This is a genomic window from Paenibacillus sp. RRE4 (assembly GCF_031844205.1).
GTDB lineage: Bacteria > Bacillota > Bacilli > Paenibacillales > Paenibacillaceae > Paenibacillus > Paenibacillus xylanexedens_B.
Genome location: NZ_JAUZUT010000001.1, coordinates 1,656,813 through 1,674,582, shown reverse-complemented (window position 1 = coordinate 1,674,582; position 17,770 = coordinate 1,656,813). Strand labels below are relative to the sequence as shown.

Sequence of the window (17,770 nt, the reverse complement as noted above, 5' to 3'; positions counted from 1 at the left end):
TATGTGAGATTCTTTTTTTAATCGAACTCGATCCCTCTTACTTTGGAAAAAATGATCGTATCTACCCATGCACCTGTGCGATCTTGTTTTATCCTGCGCAGTATTCCTTCCTGTGTGTAACCGAGCCGTTTAGCTACACTTGCACTGCGTACATTTCGGGCATCACAACGAATCTCAAGCCGATTGGCCTGCAGATGTACTATGGCAAACTTTTCGATTCCCCGCACAGCCTCTGTAACCAAACCTTCGCCCGACCGGGAGGTCCGCACCCAGTAACCAATCTCGAAAGAGCGTGCATTCCAGTCCATCCGGTGCAGACCGCTGCTGCCCACAAACTCATCCGTAGCTTTATCGCGTAAATGTAACATCAAGTCGCTGCGTTCCAAAAATCGTAGTCTGGCTTTTCGGACTGTTACTTCTGACTCCTCTAATGAAGGAATGTTCTCCGCAAAAGGTAACCACGGCCTTAGCTCCTCCACACTTTCCCGAATCGCTTCATTAACATCTGCGCCATCCCCCCACTGCGGTGAGCGAATCGTAAGACGTTCCGTATCAAAGCTCTCCGGAAAGTCAAGCATCATGGGATCAATCGAACCATAATCTGTCATAAAATCTATTCCTCCACCTGAAAGATCGAATCAATAATGAGTGGTAACATGATTCCTAATTCATGTAGTCTGGCTTCGAATATTCGAAATAGCTGAATTCTTTCGTACCTCAAAATAACTAAATCCTAGTTAATTGTTGATTGTGTTTTTTTAATTCCATCCCGTCCATTGTACTCCTGCCTGTATGTTCTTGGCGACATCTGAACCGCGCGCTTGAACATCTTCCCAAAATGCGAAAAATTCCCGAATCCCGCCAGCAGGGCAATATCGGTAACCGACTCTTCACTCTCACGTAATAGGCGCTGAGCCTCTTTCAGCCGCAGTAAATTCAGATAATCGCTAAACGTAAAACCCGTCGTTTGTTTGAACAGCCGGCTTAGATAATGCGGACTAATCCTAAACTTGTCTGCGACCTCCGGCAGCGTAACCGGATTCTGGTAATTCTCATTTAAATAACGGACAACGACCTGAATCTTGGGGTGAAGGACAGGGTCCTGATCATCCGGCTGTATACGTGCTAGATGACGGTGACGGTACGTGTGTAGCAGCAGCTCCAGCGTACGGTGACGTAGCAACATTCCGCTCCCCTCGTCGGGATTACGCATTTCTCGGACCATTTCTGCCACGATCTCCTCCGTCACCTTGGCGACCTGAGCGGGGAATCTCACAATCGGTATGTCCCAGCGAAAGGGCTCCGTTAACCCTTCTGTGAGCTCACTCGTGACCGCCATGGCGGCAAACAGTTCCGGTTGCAGATACAGCACAATTCGTTCGTGGTCCGGCATTCCACTTTCCAGTGTTTTGTGCACCGTATTGCGGTCTACAAATACCAAGTCACCTGCTTTGACCAGATACGAACGATCTTTGATAAAATAAATGCGCTCCCCAGAAAGCAAATAATACAACTCATAATGGTCATGAAAATGATCATTAGGCATAGAGTAATATCCGATCCGGCGATCGTATTCCATATGTAATAAATCCGTTGCATCATGATAATCTGCACGAATGGCTTCGGTCATATCACTCTCTCCTTTTTCACAATTATAGCAAAATATGCGGCATTTGAAAGCGGTTACGCATAAAATGCGGTGAAAGAAGTGCTCCTTTGTTATAGTCTAAACCTACATTCAAGGAGGCGATATACGTGGGGAACAAAAAACGTTATGTATTAGTCGGAACCGGTGGTCGTGCTGAATTTTTCTATGGTGCTTTGACCCGGGATTTTAGCGCAACTTCCGAACTTGTCGGCTTTTGTGATATCAATCAAGTACGTATGAACTATGCGAATAAGCTACTGCGAGAAAAATATAACTATGCTGAGGTGCCTACATACCTTGCAGATCAGTTTGACCAGATGATTGAGAACGAGAAGCCCGACTACGTTATCGTGACCAGCGTGGATCGGACTCACCATAAATACATCATTCGAGCAATGGAACTCGGCTGTGACGTGGTTACGGAGAAACCGATGACGATAAATGAAGAGAAATGTCAGGACATTCTGGATGCTGTGAAACGTACCGGACGGAATGTACGCGTGACGTTCAACTATCGTTATGCACCGCATCACACGAAAATACGGGAGCTTATTCTGAACGATACCATCGGCAAAGTGACTTCTGTGCATTTCGAATGGCTACTGAATACCCGCCACGGTGCGGACTATTTCCGTCGCTGGCACCGGGACAAGCGCAATAGTGGCGGTCTGCTGGTTCACAAATCGACGCATCACTTCGATCTCGTAAACTTCTGGATCGGCTCACAGCCAGATACTGTCTTTGCGTTTGGAGATTTGATGTTCTATGGCAGAGAAAATGCCGAGGATCGCGGGGTTACCCAATTCTACAACCGCGCTACAGGTAATCCGCTCGCACAGGATGATCCATTTGCACTGCATCTGGATTCTGATGACCATCTGAAATCAATGTATCTGGATGCCGAGACTGAAGACGGATACCAGCGCGATCAAAGCGTATTTGGTGAAGGAATCAACATTGAAGATACGATGGGGGTTCTTGTCCAATATCAGAACAAGGCAATCTTGACGTATTCCCTTGTTGCTTATCAACCGTGGGAAGGTTACCGCATTGCGATCAACGGCACCAAAGGCCGTATCGAAATGAGCATTATCGAACAATCCTACGTCAATTCCCTGGGTGACAAAAGCAAAGAAGGCGCTTTGATTGGCAAAACGCTACGTGTACTTCCGATGTTCGGCTCACCTTATGACGTTGAAGTCGAGGAAAAGGAAGGCGGCCATGGTGGAGGCGACCCTGTACTGCTCAACGATCTGTTCGGCGCACCGTCAGAAGATCCGTTCCATCGTGCAGCCAATCATGTGGATGGCGCTCGCTCGATTTTGACAGGCATTGCAGCCAATCGTGCGATTGCAACAGGCCTTCCAGTTAAAGTGGATACTCTGGTGCAATTCTAATAAAGTGCACGTAAATAGGCATCAGATAGAGACCTTGTACCTCTAATCTGATGCCTTTTCTGATTTTCATTTCATTGCACATTCTATTTCACATCCCATAGTATGTCTCATGTACCTTTCACCTCGGCATGAACATGGGCTGTCAAGTATTCACCTTCCTCCTTGCTTCGTTCATATACTAGCTATAAATGACGAACGGAGGAAGAATTATGAGCTGGCAGCATCTTCGCACAGGCAAAACACTTCAGCAACGGTTGGCCCAATTCCAGGGACATCTTGCTGAGCTTAACGCCCCGCGTTCCGGTCTGGAACCTGGACGCATCCGTCGGGTATTTCCTCGTAATTTTGTCAAAATCAATCATCAATTATTTATTCCGCTTAGCCTGAATTCCATTCGTGTGTTCAACGTTCCACGTACACAGCGGGGGATTCGGGTTGGCATTCGTACAACATTTCCTTCCCGCAATTCATTCCGAAATATTAGACTGGTTGGCGTTGGACTCAATTACGTTGAGTTACAAGGCAAAGGCAGAGTTCCTTCACGTATTCTGTTTCCGCTTTCCAGCGTGGAGTCCATCTATCGCCCCCGCAAGCGAACCTTGAAGCGGAAACGCGGTTGTATCCGTCGTAAATAGATCCGAACGATGAAAGAGCTACCCAAGTTAGATAAGGTTAGACGACTAATCAACAAGCGCATGAGAAAAAAACGGTGAGAATCGGTTGTCTCCGCTTCTCACCGCGAGGTTAAGTGCCTGCCTTGCTACAAATGGCCCGTACTCCTATTCAAATCGTAAAACACGTTCGCTCCATCCAATCAAATGCCTGTCCAGACATCTTTGGCATAACGTCCTTGCTCCTGAAGCTGTTCAAGCCAGGCTTCTGCCTCTTCTACCGTCTTACCTTGAGTATCTGCATAAGCCTGCTTTAGCGTTGTTTCCACATCAGGAGCCATTTTACTGCCATCTCCGCAGATGTATAGATGCGCCCCGTTTACCAGCAAAGGAATTAACAGATGTGCATCCTCTTTCATCCGATGTTGCACATAACATTTGTCTTCCCCTTGAATCCTGGAGAAAGCTGTATGAAGCTGTACAAGCCCCTCCTGCTCTGCAGTTTCCAGCTCGTTTTTGTACAAATAATCATGCTCCGGATTGCGGCAGCCAAAATACAGATGCGCTTCACCAACTAGCTCGCCTCGTTCCTTCATCACATGTCTCGCTTGCAAGAAACCACGGAATGGAGCTACCCCTGTTCCCGGACCCACCATAACGATCGGCACGTCTGATCTTTCAGGCAATTGGAAGCCGGATTCCGGTGTACGGACAAACATCACAACCTCGTCACCAGGCTTCAGATCAGCTAGATAATTGGAAGCAATACCTTTATATATCCCTTTTCCACTCCAGGCAGATGCCTTTACGACACTTACCGTTATGCTCGCTTGCGCTGCTTGTACCCGTGGTGAGCTGGATATGGAATAGTATCTGGCCTTCAACGAAGGCAATAATGCAAGAAAACGTTCAAATGGCAATTCACATGCTTCATATTTCTCCAGATAGTCCAGCATGGATATCCGTTTGCCACGAACTTCCTTCATATATGATGCCTCATCCAAGAGCGCTTCAAGTTCCTTCTTGTGTGGAGGGCAGACCGTATATGCAGCAAGTTCCCTTAATTGCGCACGTGTTGCGGCCTCTTGCAATTCCACACTGTGGCTGAGCAGATCGTACAAATTCACTGGCCGTTGCAATGGCAGATGCGCCGCGCTTCTCCCCGATGCATCCAGTACCAGATGCTCTGTTCCGGTGAAACCGTAACGACGCAGCACACGCTCCACAAGCTCTGGTGGATTTTGTGGCAGAACGCCAAGATGGTCACCTTCCTTATAAGTGATGCCCTGCGGCAGCTTAATCTCCAGATGTCTCGTGCTTCGCTCGCTCCCTTCATCATGAAGCTCCCGATTCTCCAGCACGGTTGCAACATGAGCTTCATAGGTTTCAACCAGCGGAGTAACCGCTCTGCCACTAACAAATTGTACCGACAGGGAGCCGTGTTCACTTTTGGCTCCCGTATTCAGATTCAGTTCCAGCGTTCGTGCAAGATCAGGCCATAACTGTTCCGTCCAATCCTCGACCTGCTTCTCGAAATCCCCGCTGGCATCTGACTCTCCCAGAGAGGATAAACGCTTGGCTCCCCGTAAGGCCAGCTGTTCATCAATCAAACGGGGAATTCGCTGATACGTGCTGGCCCAGTTGTGGTCACCACATCCAAGAACGGTATATTTCACACCCTCGAATTCTTTCTGATCGGCATGCTGAATCCACTCTACGAACGTTCTAGCGTTGCTTGGCGGCTGACCATTATACGATGCGCTGACAATGATGACGGCTCCTTCTCTAGGCAGCCTGCCTACGCGATCATCCAGTGCAGCGACTTCACTACGGAAGCCTTGGTATCTAGCGGTATCCGCAATTTCCCGAGCGATCCCTTCTGCCGTCCCCAGATTTGAGCCGTAGAGTACAAGCAATGGAGTATCGTGCGCTTCTACAACATCTTGTTCATGCTTTTGTACAGTGTTAGCAGGCTCTTGCATAGCAACACCCGGTACAGCCATTACAGGTTGACCTCCGCGCGGCCGTACACGGATGATGAATTGATCGGGTTTAAGAGTCAATGTCTCTTTGACTTTTAACTGATAATCCATATGATCGATGAAGTCAAAATGTTTCAGGACCATGCCCAGCACAAGCGTCGCTTCCTGAAGCGCAAACTGCTGACCAATACATGCGCGCTGACCGTTGCCAAACGGTTTATACGCGTTATGTGGCACTTTGCTTGGGTCTTCGAAACGTTCAGGGCGAAATTGCTCTACATCTTCTCCCCATGCCTCACGGTCACGATGCAACTTGGGAATGAGCACGCTGACACTGTCCCCTTTTTGAAGCGGGTATTGTCCGCCGAGCATTGTATCTTCTTTTGCATACAAGGAGAATGCTGGCGCGGTTGGCCACAATCGCAGTGCTTCACTCAGCACCATACGTATATATTTCAATTGACGAACCTGATTGTACGTTGGCACCGGATCTTTCAGAATCTCATCGGCTTCCGCCTGGGCTTTCGCGAGCTTATCCGGGTTTTTCATCAGGTAGTACACGGCAAACGATAACAAACCACTTGTCGTTTCATGCCCTGCAATCAGAAATGTAATAATCTGATACCGGATATTTTCATCATCCAGCGTTTCGCCTGTCTCCGGGTCCTTGCCGCTCAGCATGTGAGAGAGCAGATCGTCTGCACCTTCCTGAGGCTGCGCCTTGCGCTCCGCAATGATGTGGTCCACCAGCGAGAACATGGAACGGATATCCTGTTCGAATTGTTTCTTTTTGCTGATCATCAATTTATCCTGCAAACGCAGACGTTGCAACGAACTCATGGATTCATCCAATGCACGTACCATGCTTGTAATGAATGGATGTGGCTCTTCGCGGTAGAAGCTGTTGAAACGATAGTTAAACCCGCATAAACCAATGGTGTCTAACGTCAAACGAGTCATATCATCCGGTACATTCACCGTTTCATCGGGATTCAGTCTTGACCACTTCTGCACAAGCTGCACGGCAAGATCCACCATTTTGTTATGATATCCTTGCATCGCACGCTGACTAAAACTTGGAAGCAACACATTATGCGCCTTTTTCCAGTTAGGCTCGTCCGTCCAGCTGGTAAAGAGGCCATCCCCGGCAAAAGCACGTACCTTCGCAAGCGGGGCCCATACTCTTTTATCGAATTTGGACTCATCCGTCACTTCGGCTACGTACTTCTCACTTGAAATATAAAGCTCACTTCTTCCAGGGTAATCCATGCGAAAAATAGGTCCGTACTCGCCTGACAGCTTAACTAAAGACTGAGTCGGCTCATCAAAATTCAATTGTGGCAGATTGCCTAGCGGGCCGTACGTTTTGGGCTGAGGTACTGAAATGGATGACATAGCTCTCACTCCTTCTTTTTTTCCAAATGTAAATGATGAGTAATGTAACATAGCGTGTTGAATCGGATTTCCGTTGAATCCACCTTTTAATCACGTGTGTAATGTGTGTAATATGTCATACCCAAAACCAACTGACCACAATCGTAATCTGGTCAATTTTAAATAAAAAAAATGGGCACTACTCTATGTCTATCTTTACCATATCATTTCCAGTTCCAATCTTCAACTGTCCTAAAGTCTCAGTTTCTCTCCCCGGCATTGTTGCTGATCAGAAAAAAAACTGCCCTCAGCAGAAATTCTGCCTTCTGGACAGTTCCATGTTGACCGTTGCTCCCGCATTTAAAACATCCAAGCAAGCAACCAGCAAGCTAACCTACAATTAAACCATATACAATTCCTGGGCCATGAACTCCGATGGTTAAATCATTTTCGATATCAGAGGATCGGCTGGGACCTGAAATAAAATGAATGCCTGCCGGCAACTGCGCTCGTCCTGCTTCGTCAAAACGATTCAATGTCTCTCCAAGCCTTGTATGCAGCCGTTCAATCGGAATTATCAGAATCAGCACGGTTGGAAGGAGGCTGACTGAACGTCCCTTTTCCGCAGAAGAAAGGACGGTGACTGAGCCAGTATATGCTGTGGCGTAATCCGCCATAACTACACCGATATCCGCTTCGGCTGCTCGGGCTCGCCAGTCTACATCCGGAGCACTGTTCCACACCGAAACTTGTACATCCTCAAGACGTTCTTCCAGTCCCAGATCCGTAAGAGCTTGCTCATTCTGGCGAATTACATATTTAGCGCTTAATTCGTGAGCTTTATTGCCTATAAACTCAGCTGCTTCTTCCATATTTGACAATCTGGCAATATGAGCACCCACGCTGACAAAGTTATCCGTAAACGCCTGTATTCGCTGTTCCTCGTCCCATTCCAATTCATTCCAGAAGTCCGGGGAACCTCGAAAAGCATGGATCGGTGCATGGCGCTGTCTAGGTCTTTTCAACTTGGCTGCGATATCGTCCATGAACTTCTCCTGTCTACGTCTTGACTTTTCCTCCATGGATGCAAGCCATTGCTGATGTTCACTTTCCATGCTTCGAACCTCCCTGCCCGCGATCACGAACAATCTGTTGCATACGCTCTCGTACAGATGTATCCATGTCGGCATCTTGCTGCTGATCCAACTCTCGATCCAGAATGTCCCACTGTTGCCGGAAGGATTTTTTCGCTAGACTGGGGGCTACTCTATACGTATTCCAGCCTTTAAGTGGGCCAAGCTTCAGTGAAATACCTTCATTCCGTACAACCGTCTTTTGTCCGATCTGTCCAAGCCGAATAGCAAGAGCAAAGCGTTTGGAGTTTGCCGCAACCGCCGCAAAGCCCTTCATGCCCATCGTTTCCAGCTTGTTTCCATGTCCTTCCTCCACCTTGCGTCTGCGTAAATATACAAGCATGTCATGCAGTGGAATTTTGACGGGACAAGCTTCATAACAAGCACCGCACAGACTCGATGCGCTCGCAATATCGTTCCACTCCTCAATGTTACCGTTTAATGCAGGAGTCAGTACAGCCCCAATCGGACCACTGTAGGTTCCACCGTAAGCATGACCGCCAATGTGCCGATATACCGGACAGGCGTTAAGGCATGCTCCGCAACGAATACAGTTAAGCAGTTCCTGAAACTCGGGATCTCCGAGTTGTAAAGAACGTCCATTATCTACGATAATGATATGCATCTCATCCGGTCCATCAGCATCCGCCGAGCGACGAGGACCTGTAATGCCTGACATGTACATTGTGAGCTTTTGTCCGGTGGCAGAGCGTGGCAGCAAGGTTGCCATGACTTCAAGGTCTGCCCATGACGGAATGATGCGCTCCATGCCCATCAGGGTAATCTGTGTTTTTGGCACGGTAGATACCATACGGGCATTGCCTTCATTTTCAAATAACACCATCGAACCCGTCTCCGCAATCGCAAAATTGCAACCAGTCAACCCGATATCGGCCTCCAAAAATTTCTCGCGCAGCTTTTTGCGAACGAATCCGGCAAGTACCGTCGTATCGGGCTCCAGTATCTCTCCAGCTTCCTTGGATAGTAACTCGGCAATCTGATATCTGTTTTTGTGTATGGCAGGTATAACGATGTGGGACGGCGCTTCACCCGCAAGCTGTATAATGTATTCGCCAAGATCAGTTTCAATCGCTTCTATGCCTGCCTTCTCCAGCACATGGTTCAGATGCACTTCCTCGGACACCATGGATTTGGATTTCACCACACTTGAAGCTTGCTTGTGCATGGCAATATCAAGGGCAATGGAAGCCGCTTCCGCTGAAGTATCTGCAAAATGAATATGCACTCCGTTCGCACGGGCGTTGTTCACAAACTCATTCAAGTAATAATCGAGATGTGCGATTGTATGCAACCGAATCTGGCGTCCACGCTCCCGCCATTCTTCCCAGTTGCCATGCTCTTCCGACGCAGCTTTCTTGCCATTGCGCAAACGTTCGGTTGTGAACTTGACCGCTTTACGGAGAAAATCATCATTCAGTGCCAGACCCGCACGGGATTTGACCGTTTCATCCATAACACCAGGTTGGCTCATCGTGTCTGCACCCCCTCATATAAAAGTTCAGCCAGATGCATCACTCGCACAGGTTCATTTCGGTGCCGCAGATTGCCCGCAATATTCATCAGACAAGCCATGTCTAGCCCAACGAGAACTTCGGCTTGTGTTTCTTTCACATGATCCACCTTCTCGGTCACCATCGCTCCGGAAATATCCGACATTTTAATCGCAAACGTACCTCCGAATCCGCAACAATCCTCTGCATGAGGTAATGGAACCAGTTCAAGCCCTTTCACGTTGGACAGCAAGGCCAGCGGTTCGTCCTTCACCCCAAGCAGACGACTGCCATGGCAGGACGGGTGGTAGGTTACTTTATGCGGAAAATGAGCACCGAGATCGGTTACGCCTAACACCTGAACAAGAAATTGTGTAAACTCGTAAGTCTTGGCCTCAAGGCGCTTCGCTTTATCCAGCCAATCCGGCTCATCTGCAAACAGCTCCGGATAATGATGAATCATATATGTGCATGAACCTGACGGACAGACAACAAAATCACTGTCATCAAACGCTTCTAATATCGTCTTGGCAGCTACCCGGGTCTCATCCCAATATCCACTGTTATACGAGGGCTGACCACAACAGGTCTGCACCTGCGGAAATTCCAGCCGAATGCCATGAGCCGCCAGCAATCGAACCATCGCCTCTCCCACTCGGGGGTATATGGCATCGCTGAGACAGGTTATAAACAAGGAGACTTTCATCATTACACACTCCAATAAACAAATTATTTCATGTCAAACGCCTGGTTATCGTTATACCGTGCGAATCAGCAATTGATAGTTACTGCACAAGGAAATCTGTCCTTCGGTCAAAGATTGATCCGTAATAACCGTGTGCACCGCATCCAGTCCGGTCACACGAGCGAAAGCCCTCAGGCCAAACTTGCTCGCATCAGCCAGCAGGATCACCTGATCCGCAATGCCTACCATCTTCTGTTTTAATCTGGCTTGAAGCTCATTGGATTCACTGATGCTGCCGCTTTCAAGATGCACGCCCTTGCAGGATAAAAAAAGTTTGTCCACATGATACGTTTCGAGAGAACGCTCCGCGAGTGGTCCAACAAAGGATAAGGAGCGGGCAGCCAGCTGCCCTCCAGTAGAAATCACCTCGATGTTGTCCCGACTGCTGAGTTCGGTGGCGACTTGAATCGAGTTGGTCAGTACCGTTAATGGCATATCCGGCATGTTCGCCGCCATATAACCTGCTGTTGTACTGGCATCCAGCAAAATGCGATCGCCGGCTACGATTAGCGCCAATGCCGCATCAGCAATTCGTTTCTTCTCCATTGCATGGGTCGTTTCCCGTATCCGGTAAGGGATTTCCGGCTGATCCTCCTTGACACTGACCGCTCCACCGTGTGATCGGCGTAGCCGCCCAGCCTGTTCTAACCGATCCAGATCACGGCGGATCGTCTCTTCGGTTACCCGGCAACGTTCACTTAGCTCGGATACACGCATGCTGCCCTTGATATTGATCAGTTCTACAATCCGGTCATATCGTTCTGCCGCGAGCATGTCTACACCTCACTCCCGGTTTCTGTACCCGGCGATATGGCGATTATCCGCAAAAATCGTTCATAGGCTTCTGCCCATGCCGCCCTGTCTTGCGGCTCATATTCCCTTACCGGGAATGAATCACGAATAGCACGGCGCGCTTCCCAAATATTCTTAAACGTTCCGCTCGCGATCCATTGCACAGCCATATTGCCGATTGCACTTCCCTCCGCTGGCCCTGCCCATACAGGCTTGCCAATGGAGTTCGCTGTCCACTGGCATAATAACTCGTTCTGAATGCCGCCGCCTACCATATGCAGTCCGCCGAATGTTTTCTCTGACAGCTGCTCTGTCCATTCCAGAACCCTCCTATACTTCAAAGCAAGACTCTCTAAAACGGCCCTGGCTATACTGCCCTGATCCTCTGGCACACGCTGCCCTGTCTTCTGGCAATATCGACGAATGCGTTCCGTCATATTGCCTGCAGGCAGAAACAACGCATCATCCGGATCGAAGAGACTTGCAAACGCGGGAGCTATCTCGGCCTTCGCAAGCAATGAGGCATAGCTAACCCCTTGTCCTTCACTTTCCCATTGCCGCATACATTCCTGCAAGATCCAGAGCCCCATAATGTTTTTGAGCAGACGATATGTGCCCCCTGCCCCGCCTTCATTCGTAAAGTTCAGTTCCATGCTCTCCGCACTGATGACGGGCTGATCCAGCTCGGTACCCATCAGTGACCACGTTCCGCAGCTTAGATAAGCAAAGCTTCGTTCCGTAGCTGGAACCGCTACCACCGCCGAACCGGTATCATGCTCTGCTACGGTCAGAACGGGAATGGGCGCAAGACCGATATCATTACATATACTGCTGCGTAATTTTCCAACAGTACTCCCCGGTAAGACCACATCCCCGAACCATTGGTCAGAAACACCAATATGATCGAGTAGTTCACCATCCCATTGTCCACGTACAGGATTGTATAACTGTGTTGTTGTAGCATTGGTGAACTCATTTACCGCTTCTCCAGTAAGAAAGTACCTTAGTAAATCAGGGATCATTAGAAAACGCTCCGCTTCCCGTAGCAATGGAGAAGTACTCCGCTGAAGTGTTGCGAGTTGGTATAGTGTATTAAATGGAAGGAATTGTATTCCTGTACGCTCGAAAATCCGTTTAGCCGTTAACTCCTGACAAACCGTATCCATCATACCGTTGAACTGTGTGTCACGATAATGATAGGGATTACCCAGCAGTTCGCCGTTACTTCCCAGCAAACCAAAATCTACGCCCCAAGAATCAATGCCCAAACTCTCCGGCACTTCACCTTGTTGTTTGATAAACGTCAAGCCTTGCAGTACTTCATGATGTAGCCGCAAAATATCCCAGTGCATCCGATCACCAATCTTCACGGGTTCATTTTTGAACCGGTGAATCTCACGGGTTTCGATCCCTCGATCATTCAGATGACCGAGTATCGCTCTGCCGCTTCCTGCACCCAAATCATAAGCCAGCACACTCACTGCTCTCCCACCTTTCAGTTATTAATGTCTTCATCTTCGCTCGTATCTTTATTTAACAACCAAATAGCTGTTTGTTTTTCTTTGTTTAATACTGTTTAGTTTTATTTTACGAGTATACCATCATTGTAAACGTTTGAATACCCATGGATTCGCTTTCCTCATTACAACACAAAAAACGACTCATTCCCTTGCGGGAGGAGTCGTTGCTTTCCTTTTACATATAAAACTGTCCAGTCTCCGCCCCGGATACGGATTACCCGAATTGAGGCTGGATATCTCGTTCAAAATGTTTAAAGCGTGTCCCCTGATAGGTTAACATGCCCCGATCCTGCTCCACCAGCATGCCGTACATTTGACCACCCACATTGAATTCCAGACGCTCCCCGTTGTCGAACTCAAAGGTTGTGTAATAACTTGTAGTTGCACTACTATCCCCACTTCCACCACTAACCTCCGTTCGTTTTGCAACGACTCTGGAATGTAAGGTAAGTACAGCTGCAGCATTGTTGGAGGACCAGGTTCGTACACCTGAGAAGATGGCATATACGATAGCGCCTGCCACAACCAGAAACACGATACCGATCAAAATAGGGACGATCGTGCCCATTGCCCCAAGCTCGCTAAACCCGGAAAAAAAACCACTCTGATTGCCTTCGAATCCCGGCACGCCGCTCATATCGTCTAATCCCCCGAAGCCATCTACACTCAACTGGCCTACTGACGAGAATATGCTCGTAACTGCCATAACACATCGTTCCTTTCCCCACGCAAAATAACAGTTCACCACTTCCCGTGCAGGTAATGGTGCATTGGCAGACCACCCTCTCTGCCTTGTCCCTATACTATATGAGCCGAATCAGGAATACAGACGTTCAAGTTCGTCCACAAGGCTGCCGACATAAGAAACTGCTGTGCGGATTGGTTCAGGACCGGACATATCTACACCTGCAAGCTTCATCAATTCCTGCGGTGCAAGACTGCCCCCGGATTTGAGCGCTTCAAGCCAGCGGTCCACCGCGGGTTGTCCTTCTTCTCTAATCTTCTGTGCAGCTGCGGTTGACGCCGTTAAACCTGCTGCATACGTGTACGGATACAAGCCCATATAATAATGCGGCTGTCTCATCCACGTCAGCTTGGCACCTTCGTCCACTACCAGCTCTGGTCCCCAGAAATCCGAGAGGATTGCACCTTTTAGTTCGCTTAACGTCTTAGCAGTAATTGGCTTATCATTCGACGCAAGTGCATACACCCTACGCTGTAGCTCGCCTTCCAGCAGATGAGTAACAAAGTTATGATAGTACGTATTCAGCAATTGCAAAATCACCCAACGCCGCATTCTCGGATTCTCAGAACGATTCAACAGATGATCTGCCAGAAGCATTTCGTTCATTGTCGAAGGTGCTTCTATAAAATAAAGTGACGGCCGCGTATTCGTAAGCCGCTGATATTTGCCAGCTAGCATAAAATGGCCCGCATGGCCCACTTCATGCGCCAGGGTAAACGCTCCGCGCATGTTATTCGCCCAAGAGATTAAGATGTAGGAGTGCGACCCGTAGATGGAGGAACAGAACGCTCCTGTGGATTTACCCGCATTGTCCGCGTAATCTACCCAGCGGTCATTAAAGGCTCGTTCAACAATCTCCCCATACTCCGGCCCTAGTACATCCAACGCCTCACGGATCAACGTGCAAGCTTCATCATAGGTAATCGCTGGACTGAATTCGGCATCCAGCGGAGCCTTGAGATCACAGAACATCAGCTTGTCGAGTCCGAGCTCGCGTTTTTTTAGCGCAGCCAATCTGCGCATATGCGGAGCTAGCTCTTTTTGAATAATATCGAGGACATTATTGTACATTTCCTTGTTTACTTGTTGCGGAGCTAATAACATGTCCGTCACGTCTTCATATCCACGTAAACGGGATAACACCACTTGTTTTTTGACCTCAGTCGCATATCCTTCAGCAAACGTATTTTTGTATTGATTCAACGTTTCAGTAAAGGAGGCATAAGCGGAACGACGCAGTTCGGTATCGGGTGACATCTCGTAATTATTTTCGTAAAAAGACCATGATAATGGACGTGATTGATCCTCACCATCCAACACTTCATCAAAAGTCATATCTGCCAGCTTGCCGCGTTGATAGATTCGATAGGGGGAATCCAGCACTTCACCAAGTGAAGCAAGCACTTTTTCTGTTTCAGGCGAGAGTCGGTGTGCTTTTTCTTCAATAAGTCTCTCGAGGCTGCGTTTATACGGTTCTAGAACCGGAAGTTCACTCAAATACTTCTCAATCGTGCCTTCTGGTAGCGAAACAATCTCCGAGTTGACAAATGACAGGCTGGACGACAAGTTAGACAGAATATCACCAGCTTTAGCCGCATTCTCGATATTCACCGGGTTCATGCTGTCCTCGGATTGTTTTAAGCGCGCATACGCTGCCGTTTTACCGATTCGTTCCTGCAAAGCTTCACGAGCATCAAGGCAAGCGAGCAATTGCCCCGCACTTTGACCCAGTGTACCTTTGAATGTTTCAATATCAGAAGCAGCATCCGGTAGCGATAGAAGTTCCTGTTCCCACTGCGCATCGGTTGCAAATAAATCACGCAAATCCCAGGTTGTTTCTTCCATAACTTCGGAACGTGTATGTATCTTATCCATTTTGATTGTCATCTTGTTTGTCATCCTCCTCGCATTTCCAATATCTCTCATCGTACCATACTATACTAATAGATACATGACATCTCCTGATTATGAGACTTTTGGTTTAAATCTGCAGAAATCAATCCGGCTGGAAAAGTAAAAAAACGTCAAGCACCGGAAGTGTCCAGTTTACTTAACGTTTCATTAATCGATCATTCATTTCTGATTCTTACAGATATTCATTGGTGTACTATAAGATATTCATTTCATCCGCTTTCCAGATGACATTCTCACCGTAGTTTTTGCCCCAGTTATACATAGCATGCAACACCGGCATCAGACTCTGCCCATGATCCGTCAGTGAATATTCGACTCGGGGCGGAACTTCGGCGTACACTTTGCGCTCCACCAGTTTGTCCTCTTCCAGCTCCCGTAGCTGGTTTGTCAGCATCTTTTGCGTAATATGGGGGATCAGGCGTTTCAACTCACTGAAACGTTTGGTGCCCTCCAGACCCAGATGCCACAATATAATCAGTTTCCACTTGCCACCAATTACCGCCAGCGTTAATTCCTTTTCACAGTTGATTTCTTTTAAATTAATGCGTTCTTTGACTTCGGACGCCATGGCTCCAAGCCCCCTTTATCTCGTACGATATCAAACTCTAATACTTCATTTTACTACAGCACGTACCGAATGCAAAGTTTGCTCTTCTTTTTCACAGAAAAGACCGCAATCCTTGCAATAGCACAGGACTCCGGTCTACTTCATTTTTAGCTATATTAAACGCGTGAGCACTTTAATCGAACTACTCCAGATTCGCGTGCCGGCTGAACATATCTGCACCGGTCATGCCCTTCATCTCCATCATGGTGAGGATCAGCGCATCCATGCTTAACAACAGGCTCTGTTCAAACAAGGAACCCATGGGCTGAATGGTTACATCCGCTCCGGCTCCCGCCGTATCCTCCTTGGCAGAGGCAGGCAAACGAACGACCGCTTGTGCCAGCTGTGCAATTGTGGAATCCGGCTTAATTGTGATTAAGCCTACAGGTGCACCCGCTTGATTCGCCTTTCTTGCCATGGCAACCAGCCCGCCTGTCTCTCCAGAACCAGAGCATAGCAGCAGGAAATCTGCTGAGCTGATCCCTGGCGTCACCGTCTCGCCTACGACATAAACGGTAAGTCCCATCTGCATCAATCGCATCGCGAATGCTTTTCCCATGAGACCTGAACGACCCGCGCCAGCTATAAAAATGCGTTCCGCTGCTAACACCTGCTCGGCCATTTCCTGCATCTCGGCATCGTCAAGCTGGCTTAACGTGCGTTCCAGTTCCTTCAGGATATCTGCGGCGTATTGTTTGCTGCTCATCAGCTTACCCTTGCTGAACAAGGCGCTGCATTTCGGATGCTACAGCTGCTTTATCTGCTTGCCCTGTAATACCGCCACCAACGATGACCAAGTCAGGTTGTGCTTTCACAACTTCTGGCAATGTGTCTAATTTGATGCCACCAGCAACCGCAGTTTTTGCATTTTTTACTGCACCTTTGATCGTTTGCAGGTCTTCGAAAGGACTTTGTCCAACTGCTTGCAGGTCATACCCGGTGTGAACGCAGATATAGTCTACGCCCAGAGCGTCAACTTCACGCGCACGTTGTTCCAGGTTAGGCACGTTGATCATGTCCACGAGAACTTCTTTGTTTTGTTTTTTCGCTTCTTCAACAGCGCCTTTGATCGTCATATCGTTACTTGCACCCAGAACGGTGATCAAGTCTGCACCCGCTTCAGCTGCTTTCATAATTTCATATCCGCCAGCATCCATAATTTTCAGGTCCGCAAGGACTTGCAGGTTAGGATAGGCTTCCTTCATTGCTTTTACAGCATGCAATCCTTCATTAATAATAATCGGTGTGCCAATCTCAACGATATCAATATATTGTTCTACTTCTTTAACCAATGCGATACCTTCCGGGATGTTAACCAAATCAAGTGCGAGTTGTAATTTCATGTTTTATGTCTCCTTTGTATTTGAGGTTGATTAATGATGCTGTATAAGTTGGAATAAAGACTTTACACTATCCACTCCGATGACGTGTAAAAACAGTTCAACTTATACAAGTCCAAATGTTTATCCTTACCGCCAATGATCCGTTGCTGAGATCAGCATCTTGTAATGGTGGTTGCTAGTTCATTGTAGAGCCTGACTATCCATTCAGGAAGTACGCACTTTCAAGTGAGGTAGTTACTTGGGAGAAACCAATGGATATTAGACGTTGTTATACGAATCTATTTCTGAGGTACATCTATCTTCATCTATTCCACAGTCAGTGCTGTTTACGAACAGCGTTTTGTTTGTACAACATCAATGATGTAGGTTTCTTACAATGGATGTTATTCACTTTTTAAAGACATTTCATAAAAAAAGAAAAAGAAGAACCCTGTCTTCTCAGGCAGGA

At 47.9% G+C, this 17,770-nt stretch carries 15 protein-coding genes; 2 read left to right on the top strand and 13 right to left on the bottom strand.

Annotated elements, in window-relative coordinates; all coding sequences use genetic code 11:
- Positions 1-17: 17 nt before the first annotated feature.
- Entirely contained in the window at positions 18-608 is a 591-nt protein-coding gene (locus tag Q9R46_RS07790) for a GNAT family N-acetyltransferase (RefSeq protein WP_311279523.1), read from the bottom strand.
- Positions 609-733: 125 nt separating this feature from the next.
- Positions 734-1,630 carry an AraC family transcriptional regulator gene (locus tag Q9R46_RS07785; RefSeq protein ID WP_311279522.1) on the bottom strand — a complete coding sequence of 299 codons (897 nt, stop codon included), beginning with the start codon at positions 1,628-1,630 and terminating at the stop codon, positions 734-736.
- Between the two features lie 125 nt (positions 1,631-1,755).
- On the opposite strand from Q9R46_RS07785, the gene Q9R46_RS07780 reads away from it, so the two are divergent.
- A complete protein-coding gene (locus Q9R46_RS07780; protein WP_311279521.1) occupies positions 1,756-3,045 on the top strand; it encodes a Gfo/Idh/MocA family oxidoreductase in 1,290 nt (429 codons plus the stop codon).
- A 209-nt stretch (positions 3,046-3,254) separates the two neighbouring features.
- Positions 3,255-3,680 carry a hypothetical protein gene (locus Q9R46_RS07775; protein ID WP_311279520.1) on the top strand — a complete coding sequence of 142 codons (426 nt, stop codon included), beginning with the start codon at positions 3,255-3,257 and terminating at the stop codon, positions 3,678-3,680.
- A gap of 179 nt (positions 3,681-3,859) precedes the next feature.
- Here the strand turns inward: Q9R46_RS07775 and Q9R46_RS07770 are convergent, their stop codons facing one another.
- The 11 genes from Q9R46_RS07770 to hxlA form a co-directional block, all read right to left on the bottom strand.
- The gene (locus Q9R46_RS07770; protein WP_311279519.1) at positions 3,860-7,033 is read right to left on the bottom strand and encodes a bifunctional cytochrome P450/NADPH--P450 reductase; all 3,174 of its coding nucleotides are present in this window, start codon (positions 7,031-7,033) and stop codon (positions 3,860-3,862) included.
- 368 nt (positions 7,034-7,401) lie between these two features.
- Entirely contained in the window at positions 7,402-8,127 is a 726-nt protein-coding gene (locus Q9R46_RS07765) for a LutC/YkgG family protein (RefSeq protein WP_311279518.1), read from the bottom strand.
- Complete coding sequence (locus tag Q9R46_RS07760; protein WP_311279516.1) at positions 8,117-9,637, bottom strand: LutB/LldF family L-lactate oxidation iron-sulfur protein; 1,521 nt, start codon at positions 9,635-9,637, stop codon at positions 8,117-8,119. Before Q9R46_RS07760 ends, Q9R46_RS07765 begins: the two co-directional genes overlap by 11 nt.
- Positions 9,634-10,362 (bottom strand): (Fe-S)-binding protein, encoded by a 729-nt coding sequence (locus Q9R46_RS07755; protein WP_311280970.1) that lies wholly within the window; start codon positions 10,360-10,362, stop codon positions 9,634-9,636. The genes Q9R46_RS07760 and Q9R46_RS07755 overlap by 4 nt, the downstream gene beginning before the upstream one ends.
- A gap of 51 nt (positions 10,363-10,413) precedes the next feature.
- The gene (locus Q9R46_RS07750; RefSeq protein WP_311279515.1) at positions 10,414-11,175 is read right to left on the bottom strand and encodes a DeoR/GlpR family DNA-binding transcription regulator; all 762 of its coding nucleotides are present in this window, start codon (positions 11,173-11,175) and stop codon (positions 10,414-10,416) included.
- A gap of 2 nt (positions 11,176-11,177) precedes the next feature.
- The gene (locus Q9R46_RS07745) at positions 11,178-12,674 is read right to left on the bottom strand and encodes a rhamnulokinase (RefSeq protein ID WP_311279513.1); all 1,497 of its coding nucleotides are present in this window, start codon (positions 12,672-12,674) and stop codon (positions 11,178-11,180) included.
- 253 nt (positions 12,675-12,927) lie between these two features.
- Positions 12,928-13,419 carry a DUF2500 domain-containing protein gene (locus tag Q9R46_RS07740; protein ID WP_260984520.1) on the bottom strand — a complete coding sequence of 164 codons (492 nt, stop codon included), beginning with the start codon at positions 13,417-13,419 and terminating at the stop codon, positions 12,928-12,930.
- Positions 13,420-13,530: 111 nt separating this feature from the next.
- Positions 13,531-15,333 carry an oligoendopeptidase F gene (pepF, locus tag Q9R46_RS07735; RefSeq protein WP_311280969.1) on the bottom strand — a complete coding sequence of 601 codons (1,803 nt, stop codon included), beginning with the start codon at positions 15,331-15,333 and terminating at the stop codon, positions 13,531-13,533.
- 232 nt (positions 15,334-15,565) lie between these two features.
- On the bottom strand, positions 15,566-15,940 hold the full coding sequence (locus tag Q9R46_RS07730) for a winged helix-turn-helix transcriptional regulator (RefSeq protein WP_145330144.1): 375 nt from the start codon (positions 15,938-15,940) through the stop codon (positions 15,566-15,568).
- 181 nt (positions 15,941-16,121) lie between these two features.
- Positions 16,122-16,685 carry a 6-phospho-3-hexuloisomerase gene (gene hxlB, locus Q9R46_RS07725; RefSeq protein WP_311279512.1) on the bottom strand — a complete coding sequence of 188 codons (564 nt, stop codon included), beginning with the start codon at positions 16,683-16,685 and terminating at the stop codon, positions 16,122-16,124.
- Positions 16,686-16,689: 4 nt separating this feature from the next.
- Positions 16,690-17,322, bottom strand: a complete 633-nt coding sequence (hxlA, locus tag Q9R46_RS07720) for a 3-hexulose-6-phosphate synthase (protein ID WP_090920812.1) — start codon at positions 17,320-17,322, stop codon at positions 16,690-16,692.
- Positions 17,323-17,770: the final 448 nt, after the last annotated feature.